Here is a 24,748-nt window from a genome sequence, read left to right as displayed (position 1 = left end):
CGCATGCACCTCATCGCCGGGAGCCGGGCTCCGCGGGCGTCGAGGCGCGCCTGGACCGTCATGCTGGGACTCCTCGTCCCGCTGGCGGTCCTCGCCGTCTCCGGGCTCGTGCTCCTGTGGCCGGCCGCGGGCGAGGACGGCGGCTGGGATCCGACGGCGCTCGGGGAGGGGACGACGTACGTGTCCGGGACGGTGACGATGGTCGACCTCCGGGCGTGTCCGGATGCGGAGTCCTCCGGGTGCGCGGCGATCGCGGTCGAGGTCGACGGCGCCGAGGGCTCGCTGTTCGTCCCGCCCGAGGCGATGCGCGCCGGCCTCGCGCCGGGAGACCGGGTCAAGGCGATCGGGATGGACGCCGAGGCGGCCTCCGATCCCGCCGCCGAGGCGATCACCGGCGGGCCAGGCGAGGCCCCGCCCGGCGGGGCGGCCCCGGACCCGGGGGATCCGGGAGCGGCGGACTACGTGTTCGTCGACTTCGACCGGAACGTGTCCCTCACCGTGCTCGCCGCCGTCTACGGGCTGCTCGTCGTCCTCGTCGCGGGGCTGCGCGGGCTGCGTGCGCTCCTCGGGCTCGTGTTCGCCTTCGGCGTCATGCTCGTGTTCATGCTGCCGGCGCTGCTCGCCGGCTCCCCGGCGGTGCTCGTCGGGGTCGTGGCGGCGGCGGTGATCATGCTCGTCGTGCTCTACCTCGCGCACGGGTTCTCCGCCCGCACCACCACCGCCCTGCTCGGCACGCTCGCTGGGATCGCCGTGACCGGGGTGCTCGGCGCGCTGTGGACGCGCTGGGCCAAGCTCGCCGGGATCTACTCCGAGGAGACCTACCTGCTGTCGTGGTCGGCGGAGCTGTCGACCGGGGACCTCGTGGTGTGCGGCATCCTAATCGCCGGCCTCGGCGTCCTCAACGACGTGACGATCACCCAGGCGGCGGCGGTGTGGGAGCTCGCCCTCGCCCGCCCGCACGCCCGGGCCCGGGAGCTGTTCGCCTCGGCGATGCGGATCGGCCGGGACCACATCGCCTCGACCGTCTACACCATCGCCTTCGCGTTCGCCGGCGGCGGCCTCACCGTGCTGCTCCTCGTCGCATCGTCCTCCCGGTCCTTCCTCGAATCGCTCACCCTCGGCGACCTCGCGATCGAGGTGGTGAGCCTGCTCGTGTGCTCGATCGGACTCGTGCTCGCGATCCCCGCGACCACCGCCATCGCCGCACTCGTCGTCCGCTCGGGTGAGGGCGTGCGCCCGCGGGAGCGGGACCGCGGGGCGGCCGTTCCCGGCCGGAACGGCTAGAGCAGCGCAGCGAGGACGGCGAGCGGCACGGTCGCGGCGAGCACGCAGAGGACGGTGGCCCGCTGCACCCGGACGACGGCGCGCTCGAGCTCGGCCCGCTGCGCCGCCGGGTCGGTCCGGCATCCGTCTGCCGTGTCCTCCCCGCCGCCGGCCGGCGCCTCGTCCCCGGCGCCGACCTGCACCGCGAGCGCGACCCGGGGCGGGGTCGCGATGTTCGCGAACGCCGCGGCGGCGTTGCCGACCGCCACGAGTCCGAGCACCGAAGCGCCCGTCGACTCCGCCATCGAGGCCACCGTGCCTGCGAACATCGCGTTCGCCCCCGTGTTCGAACCGGCGACGATGCCGCCGAGCGCAAGCAGCAGCGGACCCGGCGCGTTGCCGAGCACCGCGAGCGCGGCCCCGATCGCCGCGCTCATCCCGGTCGCCGTCATGAGCCAGCCGAGCATCATGAACAGACCCGTCGCCACGCCCACCGGCACCCAGGCGCGCGCCGCCCGGGCCACCACCGCGGGCCCGTCGACGGGCCCCGGAGCGGCGGGCACCGCGACGAGGCACGCGGCGAGCAGCCACACCGGGGGAGACGCGAGGACGTCGAGCCAGACGGCGTCGAGGAGACCGGCGAGGGCCTGGGCGGCGAGCAGGCCGCAGGTGAGGACGAGGTAGGGCACCGCGGCGAGCACGGTGCGCCGGGTGCCGCGCAGCCGGGCACCGCGCAGGCGTGCGCTCAGCAGGAGCACCAGGATGACCGAGAGCGAACCGAGCACACCGGCCGGGGGCGTGCCGACGAGGATGTTCGCACCGAGCACACCCGCCCACAGGACCGCGCCGGCGGCGAATACGGGGACGGCCGCCCGGGGATCCCGGCGCGCCCCGCACAGCACCGCCACGGCGACCACCGCGACCGCGACCGGGAGCGCGTTGACCCACGCGGTGGCGACGCCGAGCTCGTCGAGCCCGAGCCCCGTGAGCGAGGCGGCCACCGCGGTGCCGGGTCCGAGCGCGCCCCAGGGGACCGCGGTGAGCCCGAGCAGCCCGAGCAGCGCTGCCGGTGCCGGACGGTGGCCCAGGCGCCGCAGGATCGGGATGCCGACGGTGATCCCGATCCCGAACCCGGTGACGGACTCCGCGAAGGGCACCACCCCGAACACGACGAGCGCGGTGCCGGCCGGGACGGAGGTCGAGGCGTCCTGCAGCCAGCGGGAGAGCAGCGCCATCGCGCCGGTCGCCTCGAGGAGCCGGGCGAGGATCATCCCGAAGAGGAGGATGAGCAGCACCTCGGCGAGGAGCGGCGCGTAGTCCGCACCGCTCGCGGCCAGCACTCCGGCCGGGGTGCGGAAGGCGAGGAGGGCGGCAGCTGCCGCGGTGACGAGGGCGGCTGCGGCCGCCCAGGTCGCGGGCCTGCCGAACACGAGCACGAGGACGGCGACGAGGATCGGCGTCGCAGCGAGCAGTGCGATCATGGTCCTCCTCGTGTGCACGGCGGTGCGGGCGATCCCGCATCCCGGTGCCAGGCTACGCCGCGGCGTGACAGACTGGGACGGACGAGATCCACCGCGTGTCGCGCGGCCCCGCGGGACACGGCGATCGCCGACGAAGGAGCACGCCATGGCCCACGGAACCGAGCGCACCATCGCCCAGAGCACCGCTGCAGAGCGCACCCGGGAACTCCGCACCCGGGCCGACCTCCTCGGCCTCGAGTCGCTGTTCAGCGCCGAGGAGCTCGCATTCCGCGACGAGGTGCGCGGCTTCGTCGACGAGGCGATCCGCCCGCATGTCGCCGATTGGTTCGAGCGCGCGGAGTTCCCCTGCGAGCTCGTGCGCGAGATGGGGGAACGGGGTTACCTCGGCATCCACCTCGACTCGCCGGGCTGCCCGGGACGCAGCGCCGTCGAGTACGGGCTCGCCTCCCTCGAGTTCGAGTCCGCCGACGCCGGCATCCGCACCTTCGTGTCCGTGCAGGGTTCGCTCGCGATGGGCGCGATCCACCACTGGGGGTCCGAGGAGCAGAAGGCCGAGCACCTGCCGGCGATGGCGCGCGGCGAGGTCATCGGCTGCTTCGGGCTCACGGAGCCGAACGCCGGCTCCGATCCCTCCTCGATGGAGACCGTGGCCCGCCGCGATGGCGGCGACTGGGTCATCAGCGGGCGCAAGCGGTGGATCGGGCTCGCCTCGATCGCGCAGCTCGCGGTGATCTGGGCCCGGACCGAGGACGGGGTGCGCGGCTTCGTCGTCCCCACCGACACCCCCGGCTTCACGGCGACGGTGATCGAGCCGAAGTTCGCGATGCGCGCCTCGATCCAGTGCGAGATCGAGCTCGCCGAGGTGCGGGTGCCCGACTCCGCCCGGCTGCCGGGCGCGGAGGGCCTGTCTGGTCCGTTCACCTGCCTCAACGACGCCCGCTACGGGATCATGTGGGGTGTGCTCGGCGCGGCCCGCGACTCGTACGAGACCGCGTGCTCCTACGCCCTGGACCGCGAGCAGTTCGGCGCGCCGATCGCGTCCTTCCAGCTCACCCAGCGCAAGCTCGTCGACATGGCGCTCGACATCCAGCGCGGGCTGCTCGTCGCCGAGCGCACCGGGCGCCTCAAGGACGCAGGAGAGCTCGACCCGGTGCAGATCTCCGTGGGCAAGCTGGCGAACACCCGGGACGCGATCGCGATCTGCCGTGAGGCGCGCACGATCCTCGGCGGCAACGGGGTGTCGGCGGAGTACTCGCCGCAGCGCCACGCGAACAACCTCGAGGCCGTCCGCACCTACGAGGGCACCGACGAGGTCCACACGCTCATCCTCGGCGCCCACCTCACCGGGATCCCCGCCTTCAACCCGCCGCGGGAGGGGTGAGTCCGGGCTCGCACCGGCGTGCGCGTCCCCGGTGCCGGGAGCTGTGGACACCGCACCCCGGTTTGACTCGTGGTGGGACAATGGTGCGGTGACTGCTGCATCCCTCCTCCACGCCCCTGCGCCCACCGCGAAGGAAGCCGCCCGGCCCGCCCTGCGGATCGGGCCGATCGAGCTGTCCTCGCCCGTCGTGCTCGCGCCGATGGCCGGGATCACGAACACCGCCTTCCGGCGGCTGTGCCGCGAGTACGGGGCCGGTCTCTACGTCACCGAGATGGTCACCAGCCGCGCTCTCGTCGAGCGCAGCCCCAAGAGCATGCGGATCATCCACCACGAGCCCTACGAGACCCCGCGCTCCGTGCAGCTCTACGGCGTCGACCCGGTGACGATCGGGCAGGCGGTGCGGATGCTCGTCGAGGAGGACCGCGCCGACCACATCGACCTCAACTTCGGCTGCCCGGTCCCCAAGGTCACCCGCAAGGGCGGGGGCTCCGCGCTGCCGTGGAAGACCGACCTGTTCACCGCGATCGTCACCACCGCGGTGCGCGGGGCCTCCCGCGGGGGCATCCCGCTGACCATCAAGATGCGCAAGGGCATCGACGCCGACCACCTCACCTACCTCGAGGCCGGCCGGATCGCCCGCGACGCCGGGGTCGCCGCGATCACCCTGCACGGCCGCACCACCGCGGACCTCTACTCCGGGCAGGCGGACTGGGACGCGATCGCCCGCCTCAAGGACCACCTCGGCGACACCGTCCCGGTGCTCGGCAACGGCGACATCTTCGCCGCCGAGGACGCCCTGGAGATGATGCGCACCACCGGCTGCGACGGGGTCGTGATCGGCCGCGGCTGCCAGGGTCGCCCGTGGCTGTTCGGGGACCTCGCGTACGCCTTCGCCGGCAGCGAGGAGCGGATCCGCCCGGATCTCGGCGCGGTGGCTGATGCCGTCCACACCCACGGGGTGTACCTCGCGGAGTACTACGGCGATGAGTTCTACGGCGTCCGCGACCTCCGCAAGCACATCGCCTGGTACTTCAAGGGCTATCCGGTCGGCGGCGAGGCGCGCCGCGCGCTCGCCATGGTGTCCTCGCTCGCCGAGCTCCGCGAGCACCTCGACGGGCTCGACCGCAGCGCGCCCTACCCCGGCCGCGACGCCGAGGGCTCCCGCGGGCGCACCACCCGGCCCAAGCGGCCCCACCTGCCCGAGGGCTGGCTCGACTCCCGCGTCATGGAGGAATCCCGGCGCGCCGACCTCGCGCTCGCTGAGCTCGACGTCTCGGGGGGGTGAGGATGACGGGGATCCCGGGCGGCCTCGCCGAGTACTCCGCCCACGACCAGGAGCGGTGGGTGCCCGAGGCCGCGAAGAACCCGCGCCGCTCGGCCTTCCAGCGCGACCGCGCCCGCGTGCTCCACTCCTCGGGCCTGCGCCGGCTCGGGGCGAAGACCCAGGTCGTGTCCCCGGGCAGCGACGACTTCGTGCGCACCCGGCTCACCCACTCCCTCGAGGTCGCCCAGGTGGGTCGTGAGCTCGCCCGCTACCTCGGCTGCGACCCCGACATCGTCGACACCGCGTGCCTGAGCCACGACCTCGGCCACCCGCCGTTCGGGCACAACGGGGAGACCGTGCTCGACGAGCTGTGCCGGGACATCGGCGGCTTCGAGGGCAATGCGCAGACACTGCGGATCCTCACCCGGCTCGAGCCCAAGGTCCTCACCGAGGACGGCGCCTCGGCCGGCCTCAACCTCACCCGCGCGACCCTCGACGCGTGCACGAAGTACCCCTGGTCGCGCGACGAGGCGCCGGTGAAGCCCACCACCGGGGCGCCGCTGCGGAAGTTCGGCGCCTACGCCGACGACCTGCCGGTGTTCGCGTTCTTCCGCGACGGGCGCACCGACACGCGCCGCTGCATCGAGGCGCAGCTCATGGACCTCGCCGACGACATCTCCTACTCCGTGCACGACGTCGAGGACGCGGTGTTCGCCGGCCACCTCGACCTCTTCGCCTACCACCACGACCACGCGCTCGGCGGGCTCATCGACATCACCCGCTCCTGGTACCTGCCGGAGGCGCGCGACGAGCAGATCATCTCCGCCCTCGACCGGCTCCAGTCGGCGGCCTACTGGCCGCGCGAGCGCTACGACGGCTCCCGTCGCTCGCAGGCCGGGCTCAAGCACATGACGAGCCAGCTCATCGGCCGCTTCGCCGGGGCCGCGGAGGCCGCGACGCGCGAGGAGTTCGGCTGGGAGCCGCTCGGCCGCTACGACGGCGACCTCGTCGTGCCGGAGGCCACCCGCCACGAGATCGCCGTCCTCAAAGGGCTGGCGACCGTCACCGTCATGGTCGCCGAGGACCGCCTGCGCCTGCAGCGCATCCAGGCCCGGGTGCTCACCACGCTCGGCGGGTACTTCAGCGAACGGCCCGAGGCGATGGACACGATGTTCCTCCTCGACCACCGCGCGGCGGACTCCGACGCCGAACGGCTGCGCGTCGTCGTCGACCAGGTCGCCTCGCTCACCGACCACTCCGCCTGGGCGGCCTACCACCGGATGCAGGCCGACGAAGCGAGCCTGCTCTAGTGGCCGGCCTGATCCGCCGCGAGGACATCGACGAGGTCCGGTCACGCGCCCGGATCGACGAGGTGGTGGGCGAGTACGTCACCCTCAAGAGCGCCGGCGTCGGCTCGAAGAAGGGCCTGTGCCCCTTCCACGACGAGCGCACCCCGTCCTTCCACGTCCGACCCCAGGTGGGGATGTACCACTGCTTCGGGTGCGGGGAGAGCGGGGACGTGTTCGCGTTCCTCCAGAAGATCGACGGGATGACCTTCGTCGAGGCCGTCGAGCGGCTCGCGGAGAAGACCGGGGTCGCACTCCAGTACGAGGAGGGCCGCGGGCCGGATCGGGAGGCCGCAGGCACCCGGCAGCGCCTCGTCGAGATGCACCAGGTCGCCGCGGACTTCTACCGCGAGCAGCTGCGCTCCCCGGCCGCGGAGATCGGGCGGACCTACCTCGCCGAGCGCGGCTTCGGCGAGGACGCGCAGCAGACCTTCGGGGTCGGCTTCGCCCCGCAGTCCTGGGACGCGCTGCTCGGCCACCTGCGCGGCCGCGGCTACGTCACCGAGGACATCATCGCCTCCGGGCTCGTCAGCCAGGGCCGGCGCGGCATCTACGACCGGTTCCGCGGGCGCCTCGTCTGGCCGATCCGCGACGTCACCGGCCGCACGATCGGGTTCGGCGCCCGGCGCCTGTTCGACGACGACCAGGGGCCCAAGTACCTCAACACCCCGGAGACCGTGCTCTACCGGAAGAACCAGGTGCTCTACGGCCTCGACCTCGCCAAGCGCGCGATCGCCCGCACCAAGCGGATCGTCATCGTCGAGGGGTACACCGACGTCATGGCCGCCCACCTCGCCGGGGTCGAGCAGGCGGTCGCGACCTGCGGCACCGCGTTCGGCGCAGAGCACATCAAGATCGCCCGCCGGCTGCTCGGCGACGACCAGACGCACGGCGGCGAGGTCGTCTTCACCTTCGACGGGGACGAGGCCGGTCGCAAGGCCGCGCTCAAGGCCTTCGAGGAGGACCAGCGCTTCGTCGCCCAGACCTACGTCGCCGTCGAGCGCTCCGGCATGGACCCCTGCGACCTGCGGCAGGCCCACGGGGACGCCGCGGTGCGCGAGCTCATCGACTCGCGCCGCCCGCTCTTCGAGTTCGCGCTGACCTCGAGCGTCGACCGCTTCGACCTCAGCACCGTCGAGGGCCGGGTGGGGGCGGTGCGCGCCGCCGCACCGGTCATCGCCCAGATCCGGGACGCCGCGATGCGTCCCGGCTACGAACGGTTCGTCGCCGGACATATCGGCATCGATCCCGCCGAGGTGGCCCAGGCCGTGCGTGCCGCGCAGCGCCGCGGCGACGGACGTCGCAATCCCGCTGCCGGGCGCAATCCGGCGGCCGGGCGCGGCCCGGGCGGTCCCGGACCGGCGGGACCGGGCGGACGGGATCAGCGCGGCGGACTGCCTGCACCCACCGAATCCCCGGCGGAGACCGCTGCGGCCGTCGACGCCTACGCCCAGGAGCTCGGCGGGGGACCGGTCGACGTCACCGGGCTGCGCGTCGAGCGCGGCGCGCTCCAGGTCGCCCTCCAGCAGCCGACCTTCGTCAACGCGACCCTGTTCGACGGGCTCAACGGCAAGGTGTTCACCGATCCCGCCCACCGCGGGGTCCATGACGCGATGCGCGCCGCCGGCGGCATCCGGGCCGGGCTCGCCGACCCGGAGAGCTGGCCGGAGAAGGTGCTCGAGGCCGCGCCGGAGCAGCTGCGCGGGCTCGTCGGGCGCCTCGCCGTCGAACCGCTCCCGGCCCAGGACGCCGCGGGTGTCGAGCGCTATGCGCGCGGGATCATCGCGCGTCTCTTCGACAAGGACATGGTGCGGATCGCCGACGAGCTCCACTCGCGGCTCCAGCGCGCCGATCCCGCCGACGCGGCGACGAGCGGCCGCCTGCTCGAGCAGCTGCAGATCCTCGAGCGGCAGCGCGCCCGCCTCCGCTCCCTCATGTGAGAGCGCAGGCGGGCGCGGGATCGCAATTCTCGGCGGAATCGCTCACAGATTCCTCCTGAAATTGCCGTTTCGGCTCAGCCGATGACGTGCTGCGGGGTCTCGCCCTCGGCGAGCGTGAGGACGTTCGCGAGCGCCTTGGTGAATACCCGCTTGACGGTGTCGCGCGTCTGCGCACCGGCGTGCGGGGTCGCGACGACGTTGGGCGCGTCGAGGAGCGGGTTGCCGGCGATGTCGGGCTCTCCGGAGAACACGTCGAAGCCGGCGCCGGCGATCGTGCCGGCCCGCAGCGCCTCGGCGAGCGCGGACTCGTCGACGATCCCCGGCCGGGACATGTTGAGCACGATCGCGGTGTCGCTCATGAGCGCGAGCTGCTCGGCCCCGATCATCCCGCGCGTGTCCGCGGTGAGCGGGACGTGGATCGAGAGCACGTCGGCACCGGGCAGGAGCTCGGCGAGCTCCGTGTACTCGATCCCGATCTCGCGCTCGACCTCCTCCGGCTGCCGGAACACGTCGTAGTAGGCGAGCGTCATGTCGAAGGCCTTCATCCGCCGGGCAAGCAGCTGCCCGATGTGGCCGAGCCCGATGATCGCGGCCTTCCGGCCGGCGAGCTCATAGCTCTGGTCGAGCCACTCGTTGGGGGTCCACTCGCCGCGGCGGGTGTTCGCGTCGAGGCCCGGCAGGTGCCGGGCGCAGGCGAGCAGCGAGGCCATCGCGAGCTCGGCGACGGCGACGGAATTGGCGCCCGGGAGGTTCGCAACGAGGACGTCCCGGGCGGCCGCGGCTGCGAAGTCGATGCCGTCGGTGCCGGCGCCCACGCGCTGGATGATGCGCAGCTTCGGGGCGCGGTCCATGAGCTCGGCGGAGATCGTGCCGGCGCCGTTGAGGATCGCCTCGGCCTCGGCGAGCTCGGTATCGGTGGGGGAGTCCCCGGCCGGGATCACGAGGGTGGCGCGCGGCTCCGCGGCGAACGCCTCGTCGAGGATGTCGAGGACCTGCCGGTCCTTCTCGCCGATCCAGATGACTGTGCTCACTGCGTCCTCCTGGGATGCTCCGCGGGTGCGGTCGCGCGATCGGCGACCCACCTCGATTATGCACTGCGCCACGCAGCCCGCGGACGCGGCGGTCCGCTGCGGCACAGGTGGGACAGATCACTGCACGACGTGCAAAGATGCACTTGAAGAAAACTTGCACACGGTGCAAACTTGTCGGGTGACCATCTCTCATGACACCGCCGCGCCCACCGCACCGGCGGAGGAATCGCTCCGCGACCGCAAGGCCCGCCTCACCCGGCGGGCCATCCACGTCGCCACCGTCAATCAGGTGCATGCGCACGGACTCGATCAGGCCACGATCGCTCAGATCGCGGCCGAGGCCGGGGTCTCGACGCGCACCTTCTTCAACTACTTCGCCTCGAAGGAGGACGCGATCGTCGGGATCGCCGACCGGCTGCTCGACGACGAGCAGATCGGCGACTTCCTCGTCGGGCCCGTCGACGGCGCGGGCCTCGCCTCCGAGGTCGCCCGGCTCCTCCACACCGCGTTCCTCCTCACCTTCAACGACGACGAGGTGGCGAGCGCGCGGCGGCGCATCTTCGCCCAGCATCCCGAGCTGCTCGGGCGCCAGTTCGAGAAGAACCGGCAGCTCGAATCGCAGGTCGCCGAGGTCGTCGCCACCCGCATCCGGCAGCACGACATCGAGTTCGACACCGCCGAGTCCCCGGAGGCGATCGCCGACATGATCGTCCTCGTGTGCAGCGCCCCGCTGCGCGCCGCGGCGCGCAGACTCGCCGAGCGCGACGACTCCGGCGCCGACACCGGCGATGACCCCGAACTCTTCGACCGCTCCGTCCAGCTGTTCCTCGACGTCATGAAGGGCCCGACCGCATGAAGCGCATCACCCGCGCCGGCCGCGCCGGCGCCGCACCCGGATCACCGACCGCATTCCGCCCCGCCGCGCAGCCCGCGGCTGGCGAGCAGATGTCGACCGCCGCGATCCTCCTGCTCTTCATCGGTCTCATGGTCGCGATGTTCATGTTCTCCCTCAACCAGACGATCCTCGCCACCGCGCTGCCGACGATCGTCGGCGAGCTCGACGGCGTCGACCTCATGCTCTGGGTGTCGACGGCGTTCATGCTCGCCTCCACCGTGATGATGCCGATCTACGGCAAGATCGGCGACCTGTTCGGCCGCAAGCCGCTCTTCGTCTTCGCGATCATCATGTTCATGGTCGGCTCGCTGCTCGCGATGATCGCCCAGGACATGACCCTGCTCATCCTCGGCCGCGTGTTACAGGGGATCGGCGGCGGCGGCATGATGATCCTCGCGCAGTCGATCATCGCCGCCGTGGTCCCTGCCCGCCAGCGCGGCAAGTACATGGGCTTCATGGGGTCGGTGTTCGCCGTGTCCTCCGTGGCCGGCCCGCTCATCGGCGGGTGGCTCACCGAAGGGCCCGGCTGGCGCTGGGCGTTCGCGATGAACTTCCCGCTCGGGATCTTCGCGATCATCTCCGCGCTCGTCTTCCTCCGCATCCCGCGCACCCACAACGCCGTCCGGCCCAAGGTCGACGGCGCAGGCATGGCGCTCGTCGCACTCTTCACCTCCGCGATCATCCTCGCCTCCGCATGGGGCGGCCACCAGTACGACTGGATCTCCCCGGAGATCATCGGGCTCGTCGGGATCGCCCTCGTCGCCGCGGTCGCGTTCGTGTTCGTCGAGCGCCGGGTGAGCGAACCGGTGATCCCGATGTGGCTGTTCAAGGACCGCAACTTCGTGCTCTGCACGGTCGCGGGTCTGACGATCGGCGTCGCGATGTTCGGGGTGCTGAGCTACATGCCCACCTATCTGCAGATGGTCCACGGGATCGACGCCACGGTCGCCGGTTTCATGATGGTGCCGATGATGGCGACGATGCTGGTGTTCGGCACCGCGATCGGGTTCGTCGTCGAGAAGACCGGGCGCTACAAGATCTACCCTGTCCTCGGCTTCCTCTGCGTCTTCGGCTCCCTCGTCCTCATGTCCTTCATGCAGGCCGACACGCCGGCCTACTGGTCGGTCGTCCACCTCGCGATGCTCGGCCTGGGCCTGGGACTGACCATGCAGCTCCTCGTGCTCATCGTGCAGAACTCGTTCCCGGTCACCGTCGTCGGCACCGCCACGGCCTCGAACAACTTCTTCCGCCAGATCGGGGCGACCCTCGGCATGGCCGTCATCGGCTCGATGTTCACCGAACGCCTCATAACCCAGCTCGCCACCTCGCTGCCGAGCACGGGCGCAGGCTCGGGGACCACGGCCAACCGGCTCACCCCGGAGGCCGTCTCCGGGCTGCCGGGACCGGTCCACGAGCTCGTCGTCACCGCCTACAACGACGCCCTCATGCCGCTCTTCCTGTGGGTCAGCCCGCTCGTCCTCATCGGCTTCGTCGCGGTGCTGTTCATCCAGGAGCGGCCGCTGGCGACGAAGATCGAGCGCGGCGACGACCGCAGCGTGGTCCCGCTCACCGAGCAGGCCGACGGCGCCGAACAGATCGACGGCACCGAGCAGACCGAGGCCGCGGACCCGGAGCGCGCTACCGTGGAGGGAGCTGACGACCCCCAGGAGGCCGACGATGACCGTGCTGACGATCCTCACCGCAGCCCACAGGCCGCGCCCGCCGGCGCTCGATCGCCTGAGTGACACCGCCGAGGTGCGCTGGACCGAGGCGTCCGGCCTCGCCGAGGCGCTGCCGGGCGCCGATGTCCTCCTCATGTGGGACTTCTTCTCCCCGGCACTCGTCGACGCCTTCACTGCCGCCGACCGGCTGCAGTGGATCCACGCCGCCTCCGCCGGGGTCGACTCCCTGATGTTCCCCGCACTGCGGGAATCCGGGGTGCGGGTGACGAACGCGCGCGGCGTGTTCGATCGGCCGATCGCGGAGTTCGTGCTCACGTTCATGCTCGGCTTCGCCAAGGACCTCCCCGGCTCGCTCGAGCTCCAGGCCGAGCGCACCTGGCAGTGGCGGGAGACGGAGAACCTCGCCGGCTCCCGCGCGCTCGTCGTGGGCACCGGCTCGATCGGCCGGGAGACCGCCCGGCTCCTCACCGCGCTCGGCGTCGAGGTGCGCGGAGCCGGCTCGCACGCCCGGTCCGGGGACCCGGACTTCGGCGAGGTGCTCGACTCCGCGGAGCTCCCGCGGCTCGTGGGCGACATCGACTGGCTCATCGACATCGCCCCGCTCACCCCGGCGACCACCGGGCTCATCGATGCCGAGGTGCTCGCCGCCCTGCCGCCGCACGCCCGGCTCATCAACGTGGGCCGGGGCGCGACCGTGGTGACCGACGACCTCGCCGCCGCGCTGCACAGCGGGGAGATCGCCGGAGCCGGGATCGATGTCGTCGACACCGAGCCGCTGCCGCCTGAGCACCCGCTGTGGTCGTGCCCGAACCTCATGATCACCGCGCACATGAGCGGTGACACGCACGGCTGGACCGACCGGCTGGCCGAGCAGTTCATGGCGAACTGGGACCGCTGGCTCGCAGGGGAGCCGCTGCTGAGCCCCGTCGATGTCGAGAAGGGCTACGCGGCCGGCTGAGGAGTCACTCGACCCAGCCGAGCGAGCGCTGCACCGCCTGGTCCCAGCGTGCGAGAACACGGGTGCGCTCGTCCGCGGTGATCTGCGGCGTCCACGACTCGCGGTGCACGGCGAATGCCGCGACCTCCGCGGTGCCCGAGTGCACCCCGGCGCCGATCCCGGCGGCGAAGGCGGCCCCGAGCGCGGTGGACTCGACGAGCTCGGGGCGGACGACCTCGCAGTCGGCGACATCGGCCTGGAACTGCATGAGGGCGTCGTTGACGCTCATCCCGCCGTCGGCGGCGATCCGGCGGATCGCGAACCCGGAGTCCTCCCGCATCGCGGTGAGCACCTCGGCGGTCTGGAAGGCGGTGGACTCGAGCGCAGCCCGGGCGATGTGCGCCTTCGTGGAGAAACGGGTGAGGCCGACGAGCGTGCCGCGGGCATCGGAGCGCCAGCGCGGGGAGAACAGGCCGGAGAACGCCGGCACGAAGTACACGTCCCCGCAGTCCTCGACGCTCGCCGCGAGCTCCTCGACCTCCTGCGAGGTGCGGATGATGCCGAGGGAGTCGCGCAGCCACTGGACGAGCGAGCCGGCGACGGCGATCGACCCCTCGAGCGCGTACACGGGGTCCTCACCGGCGATCTCGTAGGCGACGGTGCTCACGAGCCCGTGCTCGGACCGTCGGATGTCCCCGCCGGTGTTCGTCAGCAGGAAACAGCCGGTGCCGTAGGTGTTCTTCGTGTCGCCGGGGGAGAAGGCGCACTGCCCGAACGCGGCGGCCTGCTGGTCGCCGAGCACCCCGGTGATCGGCACCCCGCCGAGCAGCTGCCGGCCCGCGACCCGCCCGAACGCGCCCACCGAGGGCCGGATCTCCGGGAGCAGCGCCGCCGGGATCCCGGTGAGCTCGAGCATCCGGTCCGACCAGGTGCGGGTGCGCAGGTCCATGAGCATGGTGCGCGAGGCGTTCGTCGGGTCGGTGACGTGGATCCCGCCGTCGGTGCCCCCGGTGAGGTTCCAAATCAGCCAGGTGTCGACGGTGCCGAAGAGGAGCTCCCCGGCCTCGGCGCGCTCGCGGATCCCGGGGTCGGAGTCGAGCAGCCAGAGCAGCTTGATCGCGGAGAAGTACGTGTTCACCGGCAGCCCGGTGATCTGCTGGATCTCCTCGGCGTGCTCGGCGAGTGCGGCGACGTGCTCACCGCCGCGGGTGTCCTGCCAGACGAGCGCCCGGTGGACCGGGCGGCCGGTGCTCCGGTCCCACAGGATCGTCGTCTCGCGCTGGTTGGTGATGCCGAGCGCGGTGATATCGCCCTGCGTGAGCTGGGCGGACCCCATGACGCGGCCGATCACCTCACGGCTCGTGCGCCAGATCTCCGTGGCATCGTGCTCGACGTGCCCGGTGGCCGGGAAGTGCTGGGTGAACTCCTCGGTGTGAGACGCCGCCGTGCGGCCATCCTCGGAGAAGATGACCGCACGGGTGGACGTCGTGCCCTCGTCCAGCGCCAGGACGAAACCCATGGCTCAGGCGCGCGCGGGGTAGGACGGGGTGTCGACCCCGGCCATGTCGGCGATGCAGCGGACGACCTGGCAGGAGTACCCGAACTCGTTGTCGTACCAGACGTAGACGACGACCCGGTCGCCGTCGACGATCGTCGCCAGCCCGTCGACCACACCGGCGCGCTTGGAACCGACGAAGTCGCTCGACACGACCTCGGGGGAGGCGATGTAGTCGACCTGGTTGCGCAGCGGGGAGTGGAGCGAGGTCTCGCGCAGGAAGGTGTTGAGCTCCTCGACCGTGGTCTCGCGCGCGAGGTTGAGGTTGAGGATCGCCATCGACACGTTCGGGGTGGGGACGCGGATCGCGTTGCCCGACAGCTTCCCGGCGAGCTCCGGCAGCGCCTTCGCGACGGCCTTCGCCGCGCCGGTCTCGGTGAGCACCATGTTGAGGCCGGCGGCCCGGCCGCGACGCTCACCCTTGTGGAAGTTGTCGATGAGGTTCTGGTCGTTGGTGAAGGAGTGGACGGTCTCGACGTGGCCGTTGCGCACGCCGAACTCGTCGTTGAGCGCCTTGAGCACCGGGGTGATCGCGTTCGTCGTGCACGAGGCCGCGGACACGACGGTGTCCTCGGGCAGGATGTCGGCGTTGTTGACGCCGTAGACGATGTTCTTCACGTCGCCCTTGCCCGGTGCGGTGAGCAGCACCTTGGAGGCGCCCGGGCACGCGAGGTGCTTGCGGAGGCCGGCCTCGTCGCGCCACTTGCCGGTGTTGTCGACGATGATCGCGTCGGTGATGCCGTACTGCGTGTAGTCGACGGAGGAGGGGTCGTCGGAGTAGATCACCTGGATGAGCACGCCGTTGGCGAGGATGGTGTTCTTCTCCTGGTCGACGACGATGGTGCCGTCGAACTTGCCGTGCACCGAGTCGCGGCGGAGCAGGGAGGCGCGCTTGACGATGTCGTTGTCGCCGCCGCGGCGCACCACCACCGCGCGCAGGCGCATCCCGGTGCCGCCGGCGCGGTCGATGAGGATCCGGGCGAGCAGGCGGCCGATCCGGCCGAAGCCGTAGAGCACGACGTCGCGGGGAGCGGGCTCGTCCTCGGCCGCCCCGCCGATCGCATCCCCGAGCTGCTCACGGAGGAACGCGGTGAGGTCGGTGTCGCCGGCCTCGCGGTGGGCGGCGGCGAGCCGGCCGAGGTCGATCCCGCAGGAGCCGAGGTTGAGGCTCTCGAGACCCTCGATGATCGCGAGGGTCTGCTCGACGTCGAGGTCGGTGCCGTCGAAGTGGCGGGCGTAGCGGTGGGCCTTGATGATGCCGTTGACCGACTTGTTGAGCAGACTGCGGCCGTACACCGTGAGGAGCACATCGTTGTTGCGGTAGAGGCGGCCCACGACGGGGATCATCCTCTCTGCGGCGTCCTGCTTGGTCGCCCACTCCTGCATCTTCGCAGTGGTCTGGTCAGTCACCTGTCGGTCCCTTCAACGTCGAACAGAGGATACGCATCGATTTTACCCGGTGTGTCCAGGAATGCGGACCGCGCGGGTCCGCCCGGGCCCGCGGAGCGGTCGGGTGCGGCGAGCGGTCGCGCCGGAGCGGTTCAGCCGCCGATGCTCAGCGCCGGCACGAACTCGAGGAGCTGGGAGCCGGTGGCGACGGGTGCCGGCCGGTCGCCGCCGGAGTCGTGGGAGCGGGAGAAGGCCCGCGAGGCCTTCCAGCCCTCGTAGGCCTCCTCGTCGGCCCATTCGGTGAGCACGAACCACTGCTCGGAGCCGTCGGTGGGCTTGAGGAGCTGGAACCGGACGAACCCCTCAAGGTCCGGCAGCCGGCCGATCGCCGGCTCGAACCGGGCGACGATCTCGTCGCCGGTGTCCGCGGGGATGGTGAGGGCGTTGATCTTGATGACTGTCATGTCTTCCATCCTTTCATCTCAGGCGTAGCGCTCGGCGAGCCGGGCGGTGGACTCCCGGTAGCCGCCGCCGAACAGCACCGCATGGGCGGCGAGCCCGAACAGCTGGTGGAGGCCCAGGCGCTCGCGCCAATCGGCCCCGAGCTCCGCCGTGCCGTAGGCGTCCTCCCAGGCGGCGAGGATGTCCTGCAGGTGCGGGGCGCCGAACAGGGAGAGCATGGCGAGGTCGACGAGCGGGTGGCCGGCGATCGCGGCCGGGTCGATGAGCGTGCCGCCGGCCTCGGTGAAGAGGAGGTTGCCCGCCCACAGGTCGCCGTGGAGGCGGGCCGGCGGGGCATCGTCGTCGAACTGCCCGGCGGCGAGCCGGTCGATCACCGCACCGAGTGCGGGGATGCCGGGGTCCAGGAGGCGGGCGAGGGATGCGAGCCGCACGGCGCTCGCCTCGCCCATCGACTCCGAGATCGCGGTGTCGATGGGCAGCGGCTCGGACAGCGGGCCGAAGAAGTACTGCTCGACACCCGGCGGCAGGGTGCCGTGCGGCGGGCACGGCGCACGGTGGAGGGCGGCGAGCCCGGCACCGAAGGTGCGGGCGGCCTGAGGGGTGGGCGGCACCTCGGTGAGCCGTTCGAGGTCGAGCGCGTGGGCGTGGACCGCGCGCACCTCGACGACGGGCACGGTCCGGGTCTCGGCGAGCCAGCGGAGTCCGGCGGCCTCGGTGGCGAAGAACCCGTCGGGGACGTGGGAGGCGGACTTGCGGTACGTCATCGGCGGGCCTTCCTCCGGCCCGGGACGAACGCGGACACCGTGGGGTCGCCGGGGATCCGGAACCGCCAGGGGAACACCGCGGGATCGGCGCCGTCCCCGCTCACCCCCACGCGCGGGCCGGTGACATGCTCCACCGGCGCCGGCGGGGTCGCGAAGGTCCATTCGCCGCCGAACAGGTCCGCGCCATCGGTCTCCGGACCCGCCCCGAAGGCCTGGGCGACGCAGCCGGGCCCGCGCGCCAGGTCGCGGTTGCGCAGCGGGGTGCGGCGCCGCACGGAGCGGCGGGCGCGCACGAGCTCATGGCCAGCGGTGACCTCGCCGGCGCGCAGCAGCAGACCGGTCGGGGCGCCGGCGGCCTCGCACACCATGTTGAGCGAGTGGTGCATGCCGTAGATGAAGTAGCAGTAGAGGTGGCCGGGCGGGCCGAACATCGTGGCGTTGCGGCGGGTCCGACCGCGGTAGGCGTGGGAGGCGGGGTCGATCCGGCCGTCGTACGCCTCGACCTCGGTGATCCTGATCGACACCGGCTCGACACCGGGCTGCCGGCGGGTGAGGACCCCGCCGAGCACCTCCGGCGCGACCTCGAGGACCGGCCGGTCGAAGAAGGCCCGGTCGATCACGCGTCCTCGTCGTCGCTGATCCGCTTGAAGCCGAGGATGGTGAGCGCGATGAGGCCGGCGCCCGCGCCGAGCGCGAGGATCGAAGCACCGAGCTCGGATTCCTGCTTCTCCTCGTACTTCCGGGGCGCGGGCGGGATCTCGCCGAAGATCGGCTGGTCGTCGGCGGTGCCCATCCAGGCGGCGACGACGAGGATGATGCGGGCGAACACGTTCATCGACAGCATGATCGCGATGACGGGCCCGAACAGCGCGGCGGTGGGCGAGCCGGAGAACAGGTCGATGAGCAGGGTGGCGAGGTTGAGGAGAACGGTGAGGGCGACGGCGCCCATGAGGGAGCCGAGCATGCGGGTGCGCTTGGGGATCGGGGTGACCGGGATCATCGTGAACATGAACATGAAGATCAGCCACGACATCGCGAGCGTGATGAGGATCGGGGTGATGGTGAGGACCGGGGTGACCCAGCCGGGCAGGCCGAGCCAGTCGACGATCGTCGTCTGCAGGCCGGTGCCGATCACGGTGAGTCCGATGGTGATCGCGGCGCCGACGAGGACGCCGAGCAGGGTGACGATGTTGTTCACCGTGCGGACGATGAAGTTCTCCTGCGGCTTGGCACCCATCTCGCTGCGCAGCTGGGCGCGGATCGCGTCCTTGAGGTTGCCGATGAATCCCTGCGCGGTGTAGAGCGCCGACAGCACACCGACGAGGCCGACGGCCTGCCAGTTGTCGAGGAAGTTCTGGAGCATCTCGACGAGGGCGTCCTGCCCGGGTGCGGCGTCCTCGAGGAAATCGGTGATCGTGCCCACCCATTCGGGGCGCACGACGTCGAGCACGAAGCCGAGGGCGGCGAACGCGAACATCAGCGTGGGGATGAGGGCGAGGACGAGGAAGTACGTGATCGCCGCGCCGAACTGGTTGCCGAGCCGCAGGTTGAAGCGCTCGACCGTCGCCATGAGGTGGCGCACGGCAGGCTTGCGCATGAAGCCGCCGCCCGCCTTCGCGGCCGACTGCGAATTCGTCAGGAGGCGTTCGCTGGATTCCATGTCCTCAATATTCCTTGCTCGTCACTCGACATTCGGCATGCGGGGCTGCGGATCCGACTGTACTGCACCCACGATCGTACCCGGGGAGCCCCGTCGCCCTGGACGTGGCCTGGAGGGGGAGCTGTCACCGGGTCGTTAGGCTGTCGTGCATGACTGCAGACGTGACGACGATCGCGGCCGCCGGGTCCGGACAGGCGCTCACCGGCTTCACCGGCTGGGTGGTCTCGGTGATGGAGAGCCTCGGTGCCGTGGGCGTGGGCCTCATGGTGGCGCTCGAGAACATCTTCCCGCCGATCCCCAGCGAGCTCATCCTGCCGCTCGCCGGATTCACCGCCTCCCAGGGGTCGATGAACCTCGTCGCGGCGATCGTGTGGGCGACCATCGGCTCGCTCGTCGGCGCCATCGCGCTGTACTACATCGGCTACGTGTTCGGCCTCGACCGGCTGCGCCGCTGGGCCTCGAAGATCCCGCTCGTCGACATCGACGACATCGACAAGACCGTCGCGTGGTTCGAGCGCCACGGTCAGGCCGCGGTGTTCTTCGGTCGGATGGTGCCGATCTTCCGCTCCTTCATCTCCATCCCCGCCGGTGTGGAGAAGATGAACCTGTGGCTGTTCATGGCGCTGACCACCGCCGGCAGCGCGATCTGGAACACGATCTTCGTCGTCGCCGGCTACCTGCTCGGCGAGAACTGGCACGTGGTGGAGAACTACGCGGGCGTCTTCCAGAAGATCGTCATCGCGGTCATCGTCATCGCCGTCGTGTGGTGGGTGACCCGCCGCATCCGCCGCAACCGGAGGGAGAAGCACCTCACCGAGCAGATCGAGGCCGAGGGCCCCGAGGCGCGCTGAGCGGGATCGGACCACGGTCAGCGAGGATCGGGGACGGACGATGAGCACGCAGAGCTTCACAGCGATCGCGAGGTACGCCGCCCTGCTGGTCTCAGCGGTGGGCTACCTCGTGTGCAGAATCGTGCTGATCGGGTATATGGAGTCCGGAGTCGGCGTCGTGGAGACGGTACCGATTGGGATCGCTCTGGGAGTCCTCGCCGTGGCGGCGGGAGCTGTGGGAGCGTGGTTGCTCGTCCCGGAACCGCGAGTGGCGCTCGTTCTCGGATTCGTGTTCCTCCTCGTCGCGGGGCCCACTCTGCTCGGTGCGATCGTGAACCTCACCGATCTCCTGTCAGCGACCGGATACAACGCCTTCGGTGCGCTCATCATCATCATGATCGGCAACAGCGTCCTGCCGTTCGGAGCGGTCCTCGCGCTGCTGATCGCAGTGTGGTCCGCAGTCCGGCAGCTGCGTGCGCGACGCGCCGCTCGCACCCCGCCACCACCGAGCTGACGGGAACGGTACGACACACGTGGGGCCCGGCACCGGGAGTGCAGGGCCCCACGGTGAGTACGAGACCCAGGTGATGAGCGCGCGGCTCAGGTCCAGGCGGCCGCGGTGTGCGCCGGGTCCACGGTGTCGTGGGGGAGCGGCGCCTCGGGCGGGGTGCCGGTCCCGAACGGCGAGCCGCCGAACCGCTCGTCGCGGCCGTGCGGGCTGAGCCAATCGGAGAGGTCCGGGCCGATCGGCACGATCTGCGTGGGATTGATGTCGGTGTGGACGATGTAGTAGTGCTCCTTGATCTGCTCGAAGTCCACGGTGTCGCCGAAGCCCGGCGTCTGGTAGAGGTCCCGGGCGTAGCCCCAGAGGTTCTCGAAGTCGCTGAGCCGGTTGCGGTTGCACTTGAAGTGGGAGTAGTAGACCGGATCGAAGCGCACGAGCGTGGTGAACAGGCGGATGTCGACCTCGGTGATCGCATCCCCCATGAGGAAGCGCCGGTCGGCGAGCCGGTCCTCGAGCGTGTCGAGGGCGGTGAACAGTCGGTCGAAGGCCTTCTCGTAGGCCTCCTGCGAACCGGCGAAGCCGCACCGGTACACCCCGTTGTTGACCTCGGTGAAGATGAGCTTGATGAGCGGGTCCATCTCCGCACGCAGCGCCTCCGGGTAGAGGTCCGGTGCGCCCTCCCGCTGGAAGCCGCGCCACTGCGCGGAGAAGTCGAGCGTGATCTGGTTGTAGTCGTTCGTCACGACCTCGCCGCTGCGCACATCGACGATCGCCGGCACGGTGATGCCGCGCGGGTAGTCGGGGAACCGGGCGAAGTACGCCTGCTGGAGGCGTTCGATGCCGAGCACCGGGTCGCGCCCGTCCGGGTCGAGGTCGAAGGTCCACGAGCGCTTGTCGTGGGTGGGGCCGGGCATGCCGATCGAGATCGCGTCCTCGAGGCCGAGGAGTCGGCGGGCGATCATCGTGCGGTTCGCCCACGGGCAGGCGCGCGCGGCGATGAGCCGGTAGCGGCCGGCCTCGACCGGCCACTCGGCCTGCGGATCGTCGAGGATCCGGTCGGTGATGTAGTTCGTGTCCCGGTTGAACTCCTGGCCCTTGGTGACGTAGCTGCCCTTGGTGTCGTGCTCCGCGTCCACGGTGCCCTCCTGTCGCTGACTGGGGTGTTGGTGACTCCGGTGCCGCCTCGAGGGTGTCCCGGGCAGCGGTGCGCCGGTCTGCGTTCATCCTGTCATATGCACCCGGGGCCGCGGATGTGAGACGATCCGGTGCGGTGCGGGGCCGGGCTGGATGTGGCCGAGGTCGCTCGGCCGCCTCGACGTCGAGGCCGGGCTGCGCGCCGGGATCTGCGTGCTCGTGCCGCTGCTCGCCCTGCTGCTCGCCGGCGTCCCGCACCTGTCGGCCTATGTCGCCTTCGCCGCCTTCACCTCCCTCTACGGCCGCTCGGAGGCCTACCGCTCCCGCTGGGTCACGGTGAGCACCGCCGGCGCGACGTTCCTCCTCATCATCGCCGCGGCGATGCTCGTCGCGCTGCTCGGCGGCCCGCCGATCGCGACGGTGATCGGGCTCATCATCGTCTCCGGGCTCGGCGTCGTGCTGTCCTCCGTCATGGGCTGGGTGCCGTTCGGCTCGGTGTTCTTCGTCTTCGCCTTCGCGGTGATCTCCTCGATCCCGCTCACCGCGGGGGACTTCTGGCCCCGGTTCGCGCTGTCGGCGGGCACGGTGATCTTCTGCGTGCTCGTCGCGCTCCTCGGGTGGCTGCCGCGCAGAGTCCGGGGCGGGCACCGGCGGCACCTCCAGCAGCTGCGGAAGGTCACCCGCACACCGGCCGCGCTGCGCGATCCTGTCGTGTGGCTCCACGCGGGTGAGACCGTGCTCGGGGTGGTCACCGCACTCCTGCTCGCCGCGGGCCTCGGGCTCAGCCACTCCTACTGGGCTGCGGTCGCGGTCGCGGCGTGCATGCCCCGCCCGCACGCACCCCGGCAGGTCACCCGGATCGCGCACCGGGTCCTCGGCACCGCCGTCGGGGTGGTCGTCACCGGTCTGATCCTGCTCGCGGAGTCCTCGATCGCGGCCACCATCGTCGTCGCCGCGGTGTGCCAGGTGCTCGCGGAGCTCTTCGTCGGCCAGGTGTACTGGTTCGCGCTGCTGTTCATCACGCCGCTCGCGCTGCTCGTCGGGCAGCTCTCCGTCCCCGCGCCGGTGTCGCTCATCCTCAGCCACCGGGTGCTCGACACGACGATCGGCGGTGCCGTGGCCCTCGTGCTCGTCCTCGCCGGCACCGGTGCGGCGGTGACCTGGCAGGAGCCCCGACGGCGCAACGCCGACGGGGCGGCCGCGCGGATCTGAGTCCGTGCGGCCGCCCCGTGCGGGCGCAGATGGCTCCCGGCGTCAGGCGCCGGTGGTGCCGGGTCGCGTGTCGGTGGAGTAGATCGATTCGATGACCTCGGTGAAGTCGCGGTCGATGAGGTGGCGCTTGACCGACTGCTTGGCCGACAGGTAGCCGTTCTGCTCCGACAGCTCGTTCGGCACGATCCGGAACTCCTTGATCCCTTCGGCCTTGGACACCGTCTGATTGGCCCGCTCGATCGCGCGGGACACCGCCTGCTGCACGCGCTCGTGCCCGGCGGCCTCCTCGAGCGACATCGCCGGCAGGCCCTTGTTCTCGAGCCACGCCGGGAGCATCTCCGGGTCGAGGAACACCAGTGCGGAGATGAACTTCCGGTTGTCGCCGATGACCACCGGCTGAGCGATGATCGGGTGGCGGCGGAGCTGGTCCTCGAGCGGCGCCGGGGCGACGTTCTTGCCGCTCGAGGTGACGATGAGCTCCTTCTTGCGGCCGGTGATCCGGAGGTAGCCGTCGGCGTCGAGCTCGCCGATGTCACCGGTGGCGAACCAGCCGTCGACGAACGACTCCGCGGTGGCCTTCTCGTTCTTCCAGTACTCGCGGAACACGCTCACGCCCTTGGCGAGGATCTCGTTGTCCGGGGCGATCGCGATCGCGCAGCCCGGCAGCGGCACGCCGACGGTGCCGATCTTCGAGTTCGCGGTGATGTTCACGGTGATCGGCGCGGTGGTCTCGGTGAGCCCGTAGCCCTCGAGCACGGTGAGCCCGATGCCGCGGAAGAAGTGGCCGAGGTGCTCGCCGAGCGGCCCGCCCCCGGACACCGCGTGGGTGGCCTCGCCGCCCATGACCGCGCGGAGCTTCGAGTACACGAGGCGGTCGAACAGTGCGTGCTGGACCCGGATGCCGAGCGGCACGGAGCCGGTGTCGAGGGCGCGGGAGTAGGCGACGGCGACGGATTCGGCGCGGCGGAAGATCTTGCCCCTGCCGCCGGCCTCGGCCTTGGCGAGCGCGGAGTTGAAGACCTTCTCGAACACGCGCGGCACGCCGAGGATGAAGTTCGGCTTGAACGAGGCGAGCGAGTCGGTGAGCTTGGTGAGGTCCGCGCTGTGGGCGAGCACACCGCCGGTGCTGATGGTGAGCACCTGGATGAAGCGGGCGAACACGTGGGCGAGCGGGATGAAGAGCAGGCAGCGCGCACCGGGGCGGGCGACCTCGGGCAGCTGGTGGGCCGAGGCCTGCACGGTCTGCACGAAGTTGGCGTGGGTGAGGACGCAGCCCTTCGACTTGCCCGTGGTGCCCGAGGTGTAGATCAGAGTCGCGATGTCCTCGGAGGTGACGGAGGCGCGGCGCTCCTCGAGCTGCTGCTCGGACACCGAATCCCCGGCGGCGCGGAGCTCGGCGAGGCCGGCGCCGTCGTACACCCAGATCGTCGCCTCGCGGCCCTCGGTGGCCCGCACGATCCGCTGCGCGTGCTCCTGGGACTGGACGAAGCCGCAGGTGACCTCCGCGTCCTCGATCATCCACATGAGCTGGTCGTCCGACGAGGTCTCGTAGAACGGCACGGTGACGCCGCCGGCGTACCAGATCGCGTAGTCCGCCAGCGTCCACTCGTAGGCGGTCTGCCCGAACAGTCCCACCCGCTGGCCGCGCTCCACGCCCTTGGCGATGAGCCCGCGCGCGACGGACCTGACGTCGTCGAGGAACTCCTGCGCGGTGACCTCGGTCCAGCCGTCGCCGGCGGGCTTGGCGAGGAGCGGCGCCTGCGGGTCGACGGCGACCCGGGCGAGCAGGATGTCGGTGGTCGACGAGGTGGTGTCGAGGACGAATCCCTCGATCGGCGTGACCGACTGGACCATGGTGTTCGCTGTCATGTGCAAGTCTCCTTCGATTGCGACCGGTGCGGACGGCCACGGACTCGGCGTGCGGGCGTCCCCTCGATCCTAGTGCGGATCGCGGAGCCCGGTGGGAGTCCGGTGCGGAATCGTTGCCGTTTCTCCATACTTCCGCCCGGCTCGAACC

General features: G+C 71.3%; 21 protein-coding genes. 11 read left to right on the top strand and 10 right to left on the bottom strand.

Annotation, left to right across the window (positions count from 1 at the left end; all coding sequences use genetic code 11):
• Positions 1-60: 60 nt before the first annotated feature.
• Positions 61-1,284: a YibE/F family protein gene (locus FDF13_RS12285; RefSeq protein WP_175406968.1), complete on the top strand. Its 1,224-nt coding sequence runs from the start codon at positions 61-63 to the stop codon at positions 1,282-1,284.
• On the opposite strand, the gene FDF13_RS12280 is transcribed toward FDF13_RS12285, so the two are convergent.
• On the bottom strand, positions 1,281-2,744 hold the full coding sequence (locus FDF13_RS12280; RefSeq protein ID WP_175406967.1) for an L-lactate permease: 1,464 nt from the start codon (positions 2,742-2,744) through the stop codon (positions 1,281-1,283). The genes FDF13_RS12285 and FDF13_RS12280 overlap by 4 nt on opposite strands.
• A 145-nt stretch (positions 2,745-2,889) precedes the next feature.
• On the opposite strand from FDF13_RS12280, the gene FDF13_RS12275 reads away from it, so the two are divergent.
• The 4 genes from FDF13_RS12275 (at position 2,890) to dnaG (ending at position 8,675) form a co-directional block, all read left to right on the top strand.
• Positions 2,890-4,125 carry an acyl-CoA dehydrogenase family protein gene (locus FDF13_RS12275; protein ID WP_137319894.1) on the top strand — a complete coding sequence of 412 codons (1,236 nt, stop codon included), beginning with the start codon at positions 2,890-2,892 and terminating at the stop codon, positions 4,123-4,125.
• Positions 4,126-4,276: 151 nt separating this feature from the next.
• Positions 4,277-5,410, top strand: a complete 1,134-nt coding sequence (gene dusB, locus FDF13_RS12270) for a tRNA dihydrouridine synthase DusB (protein WP_254668979.1) — start codon at positions 4,277-4,279, stop codon at positions 5,408-5,410.
• A 2-nt stretch (positions 5,411-5,412) separates the two neighbouring features.
• On the top strand, positions 5,413-6,699 hold the full coding sequence (locus FDF13_RS12265) for a deoxyguanosinetriphosphate triphosphohydrolase (protein WP_137319892.1): 1,287 nt from the start codon (positions 5,413-5,415) through the stop codon (positions 6,697-6,699).
• A complete protein-coding gene (gene dnaG, locus FDF13_RS12260; protein WP_137319891.1) occupies positions 6,699-8,675 on the top strand; it encodes a DNA primase in 1,977 nt (658 codons plus the stop codon). The genes FDF13_RS12265 and dnaG overlap by 1 nt, the downstream gene beginning before the upstream one ends.
• A gap of 74 nt (positions 8,676-8,749) precedes the next feature.
• Here the strand turns inward: dnaG and FDF13_RS12255 are convergent, their stop codons facing one another.
• Positions 8,750-9,706, bottom strand: a complete 957-nt coding sequence (locus FDF13_RS12255) for a 2-hydroxyacid dehydrogenase (RefSeq protein WP_175406966.1) — start codon at positions 9,704-9,706, stop codon at positions 8,750-8,752.
• 178 nt (positions 9,707-9,884) lie between these two features.
• On the opposite strand from FDF13_RS12255, the gene FDF13_RS14855 reads away from it, so the two are divergent.
• Genes FDF13_RS14855 through FDF13_RS12240 form a run of 3 tightly spaced genes read left to right on the top strand, consistent with a single transcriptional unit; the run spans position 9,885 to position 13,241 of the window.
• Positions 9,885-10,562 carry a TetR/AcrR family transcriptional regulator gene (locus FDF13_RS14855; RefSeq protein ID WP_175406965.1) on the top strand — a complete coding sequence of 226 codons (678 nt, stop codon included), beginning with the start codon at positions 9,885-9,887 and terminating at the stop codon, positions 10,560-10,562.
• The gene (locus FDF13_RS12245) at positions 10,559-12,346 is read left to right on the top strand and encodes an MDR family MFS transporter (protein WP_137319888.1); all 1,788 of its coding nucleotides are present in this window, start codon (positions 10,559-10,561) and stop codon (positions 12,344-12,346) included. Before FDF13_RS14855 ends, FDF13_RS12245 begins: the two co-directional genes overlap by 4 nt.
• The gene (locus tag FDF13_RS12240) at positions 12,279-13,241 is read left to right on the top strand and encodes a D-2-hydroxyacid dehydrogenase (protein WP_137319887.1); all 963 of its coding nucleotides are present in this window, start codon (positions 12,279-12,281) and stop codon (positions 13,239-13,241) included. Before FDF13_RS12245 ends, FDF13_RS12240 begins: the two co-directional genes overlap by 68 nt.
• Before the next feature lie 4 nt (positions 13,242-13,245).
• Here FDF13_RS12240 and glpK read toward each other — a convergent pair whose 3' ends face one another.
• The 6 genes from glpK to FDF13_RS12210 form a co-directional block, all read right to left on the bottom strand.
• The gene (gene glpK, locus FDF13_RS12235) at positions 13,246-14,739 is read right to left on the bottom strand and encodes a glycerol kinase GlpK (protein WP_137319886.1); all 1,494 of its coding nucleotides are present in this window, start codon (positions 14,737-14,739) and stop codon (positions 13,246-13,248) included.
• 3 nt (positions 14,740-14,742) lie between these two features.
• Positions 14,743-16,185, bottom strand: a complete 1,443-nt coding sequence (locus FDF13_RS12230) for a glyceraldehyde-3-phosphate dehydrogenase (RefSeq protein ID WP_137319885.1) — start codon at positions 16,183-16,185, stop codon at positions 14,743-14,745.
• Positions 16,186-16,316: 131 nt separating this feature from the next.
• Entirely contained in the window at positions 16,317-16,628 is a 312-nt protein-coding gene (locus tag FDF13_RS12225; protein ID WP_137319884.1) for an antibiotic biosynthesis monooxygenase, read from the bottom strand.
• An 18-nt stretch (positions 16,629-16,646) separates the two neighbouring features.
• Positions 16,647-17,390, bottom strand: coding sequence for a fructosamine kinase family protein (locus FDF13_RS12220; RefSeq protein ID WP_137319883.1), 744 nt, complete (start codon positions 17,388-17,390; stop codon positions 16,647-16,649).
• Complete coding sequence (locus tag FDF13_RS12215; protein ID WP_137319882.1) at positions 17,387-18,010, bottom strand: DNA-3-methyladenine glycosylase; 624 nt, start codon at positions 18,008-18,010, stop codon at positions 17,387-17,389. Before FDF13_RS12215 ends, FDF13_RS12220 begins: the two co-directional genes overlap by 4 nt.
• Complete coding sequence (locus FDF13_RS12210; protein WP_137319881.1) at positions 18,007-19,050, bottom strand: YhjD/YihY/BrkB family envelope integrity protein; 1,044 nt, start codon at positions 19,048-19,050, stop codon at positions 18,007-18,009. The genes FDF13_RS12215 and FDF13_RS12210 overlap by 4 nt, the downstream gene beginning before the upstream one ends.
• 149 nt (positions 19,051-19,199) lie before the next feature.
• Between FDF13_RS12210 and FDF13_RS12205 the strand changes: the two genes are divergently transcribed.
• Both FDF13_RS12205 and FDF13_RS12200 read left to right on the top strand, forming a co-directional pair.
• A complete protein-coding gene (locus FDF13_RS12205; protein ID WP_254668796.1) occupies positions 19,200-19,901 on the top strand; it encodes a DedA family protein in 702 nt (233 codons plus the stop codon).
• A gap of 40 nt (positions 19,902-19,941) precedes the next feature.
• Positions 19,942-20,394 (top strand): hypothetical protein, encoded by a 453-nt coding sequence (locus FDF13_RS12200; protein WP_137319880.1) that lies wholly within the window; start codon positions 19,942-19,944, stop codon positions 20,392-20,394.
• Between the two features lie 86 nt (positions 20,395-20,480).
• On the opposite strand, the gene FDF13_RS12195 is transcribed toward FDF13_RS12200, so the two are convergent.
• Positions 20,481-21,521 (bottom strand): glutathione S-transferase family protein, encoded by a 1,041-nt coding sequence (locus FDF13_RS12195; RefSeq protein ID WP_137319879.1) that lies wholly within the window; start codon positions 21,519-21,521, stop codon positions 20,481-20,483.
• 151 nt (positions 21,522-21,672) lie between these two features.
• Here FDF13_RS12195 and FDF13_RS12190 point away from each other — a divergent pair, with 151 nt between their 5' ends.
• On the top strand, positions 21,673-22,731 hold the full coding sequence (locus tag FDF13_RS12190) for an FUSC family protein (protein WP_137319878.1): 1,059 nt from the start codon (positions 21,673-21,675) through the stop codon (positions 22,729-22,731).
• Positions 22,732-22,773: 42 nt separating this feature from the next.
• On the opposite strand, the gene FDF13_RS12185 is transcribed toward FDF13_RS12190, so the two are convergent.
• Positions 22,774-24,600, bottom strand: coding sequence for a long-chain fatty acid--CoA ligase (locus FDF13_RS12185; RefSeq protein ID WP_137319877.1), 1,827 nt, complete (start codon positions 24,598-24,600; stop codon positions 22,774-22,776).
• Between the last annotated feature and the right edge of the window lie 148 nt (positions 24,601-24,748).

This window comes from Brevibacterium sp. CS2 (assembly GCF_005280295.1).
In the GTDB taxonomy this organism is placed as follows: domain Bacteria; phylum Actinomycetota; class Actinomycetes; order Actinomycetales; family Brevibacteriaceae; genus Brevibacterium; species Brevibacterium pityocampae.
This window is presented reverse-complemented; position numbering and strand designations above follow the sequence as displayed.

Coding starts and splice junctions, on each gene's coding strand:
- FDF13_RS12285 (WP_175406968.1), top strand. CDS start 61: ATGCTGGGACTCCTCGTCCCGCTGGCGGTCCTCGCCGTCTCCGGGCTC.
- FDF13_RS12280 (WP_175406967.1), bottom strand. CDS start 2,744: ATGATCGCACTGCTCGCTGCGACGCCGATCCTCGTCGCCGTCCTCGTG.
- FDF13_RS12275 (WP_137319894.1), top strand. CDS start 2,890: ATGGCCCACGGAACCGAGCGCACCATCGCCCAGAGCACCGCTGCAGAG.
- FDF13_RS12265 (WP_137319892.1), top strand. CDS start 5,413: ATGACGGGGATCCCGGGCGGCCTCGCCGAGTACTCCGCCCACGACCAG.
- FDF13_RS12245 (WP_137319888.1), top strand. CDS start 10,559: ATGAAGCGCATCACCCGCGCCGGCCGCGCCGGCGCCGCACCCGGATCA.
- FDF13_RS12240 (WP_137319887.1), top strand. CDS start 12,279: ATGACCGTGCTGACGATCCTCACCGCAGCCCACAGGCCGCGCCCGCCG.
- glpK (WP_137319886.1), bottom strand. CDS start 14,739: ATGGGTTTCGTCCTGGCGCTGGACGAGGGCACGACGTCCACCCGTGCG.
- FDF13_RS12225 (WP_137319884.1), bottom strand. CDS start 16,628: ATGACAGTCATCAAGATCAACGCCCTCACCATCCCCGCGGACACCGGC.
- FDF13_RS12220 (WP_137319883.1), bottom strand. CDS start 17,390: ATGACGTACCGCAAGTCCGCCTCCCACGTCCCCGACGGGTTCTTCGCC.
- FDF13_RS12210 (WP_137319881.1), bottom strand. CDS start 19,050: ATGGAATCCAGCGAACGCCTCCTGACGAATTCGCAGTCGGCCGCGAAG.
- FDF13_RS12205 (WP_254668796.1), top strand. CDS start 19,200: ATGACTGCAGACGTGACGACGATCGCGGCCGCCGGGTCCGGACAGGCG.
- FDF13_RS12200 (WP_137319880.1), top strand. CDS start 19,942: ATGAGCACGCAGAGCTTCACAGCGATCGCGAGGTACGCCGCCCTGCTG.
- FDF13_RS12190 (WP_137319878.1), top strand. CDS start 21,673: ATGTGGCCGAGGTCGCTCGGCCGCCTCGACGTCGAGGCCGGGCTGCGC.
- FDF13_RS12185 (WP_137319877.1), bottom strand. CDS start 24,600: ATGACAGCGAACACCATGGTCCAGTCGGTCACGCCGATCGAGGGATTC.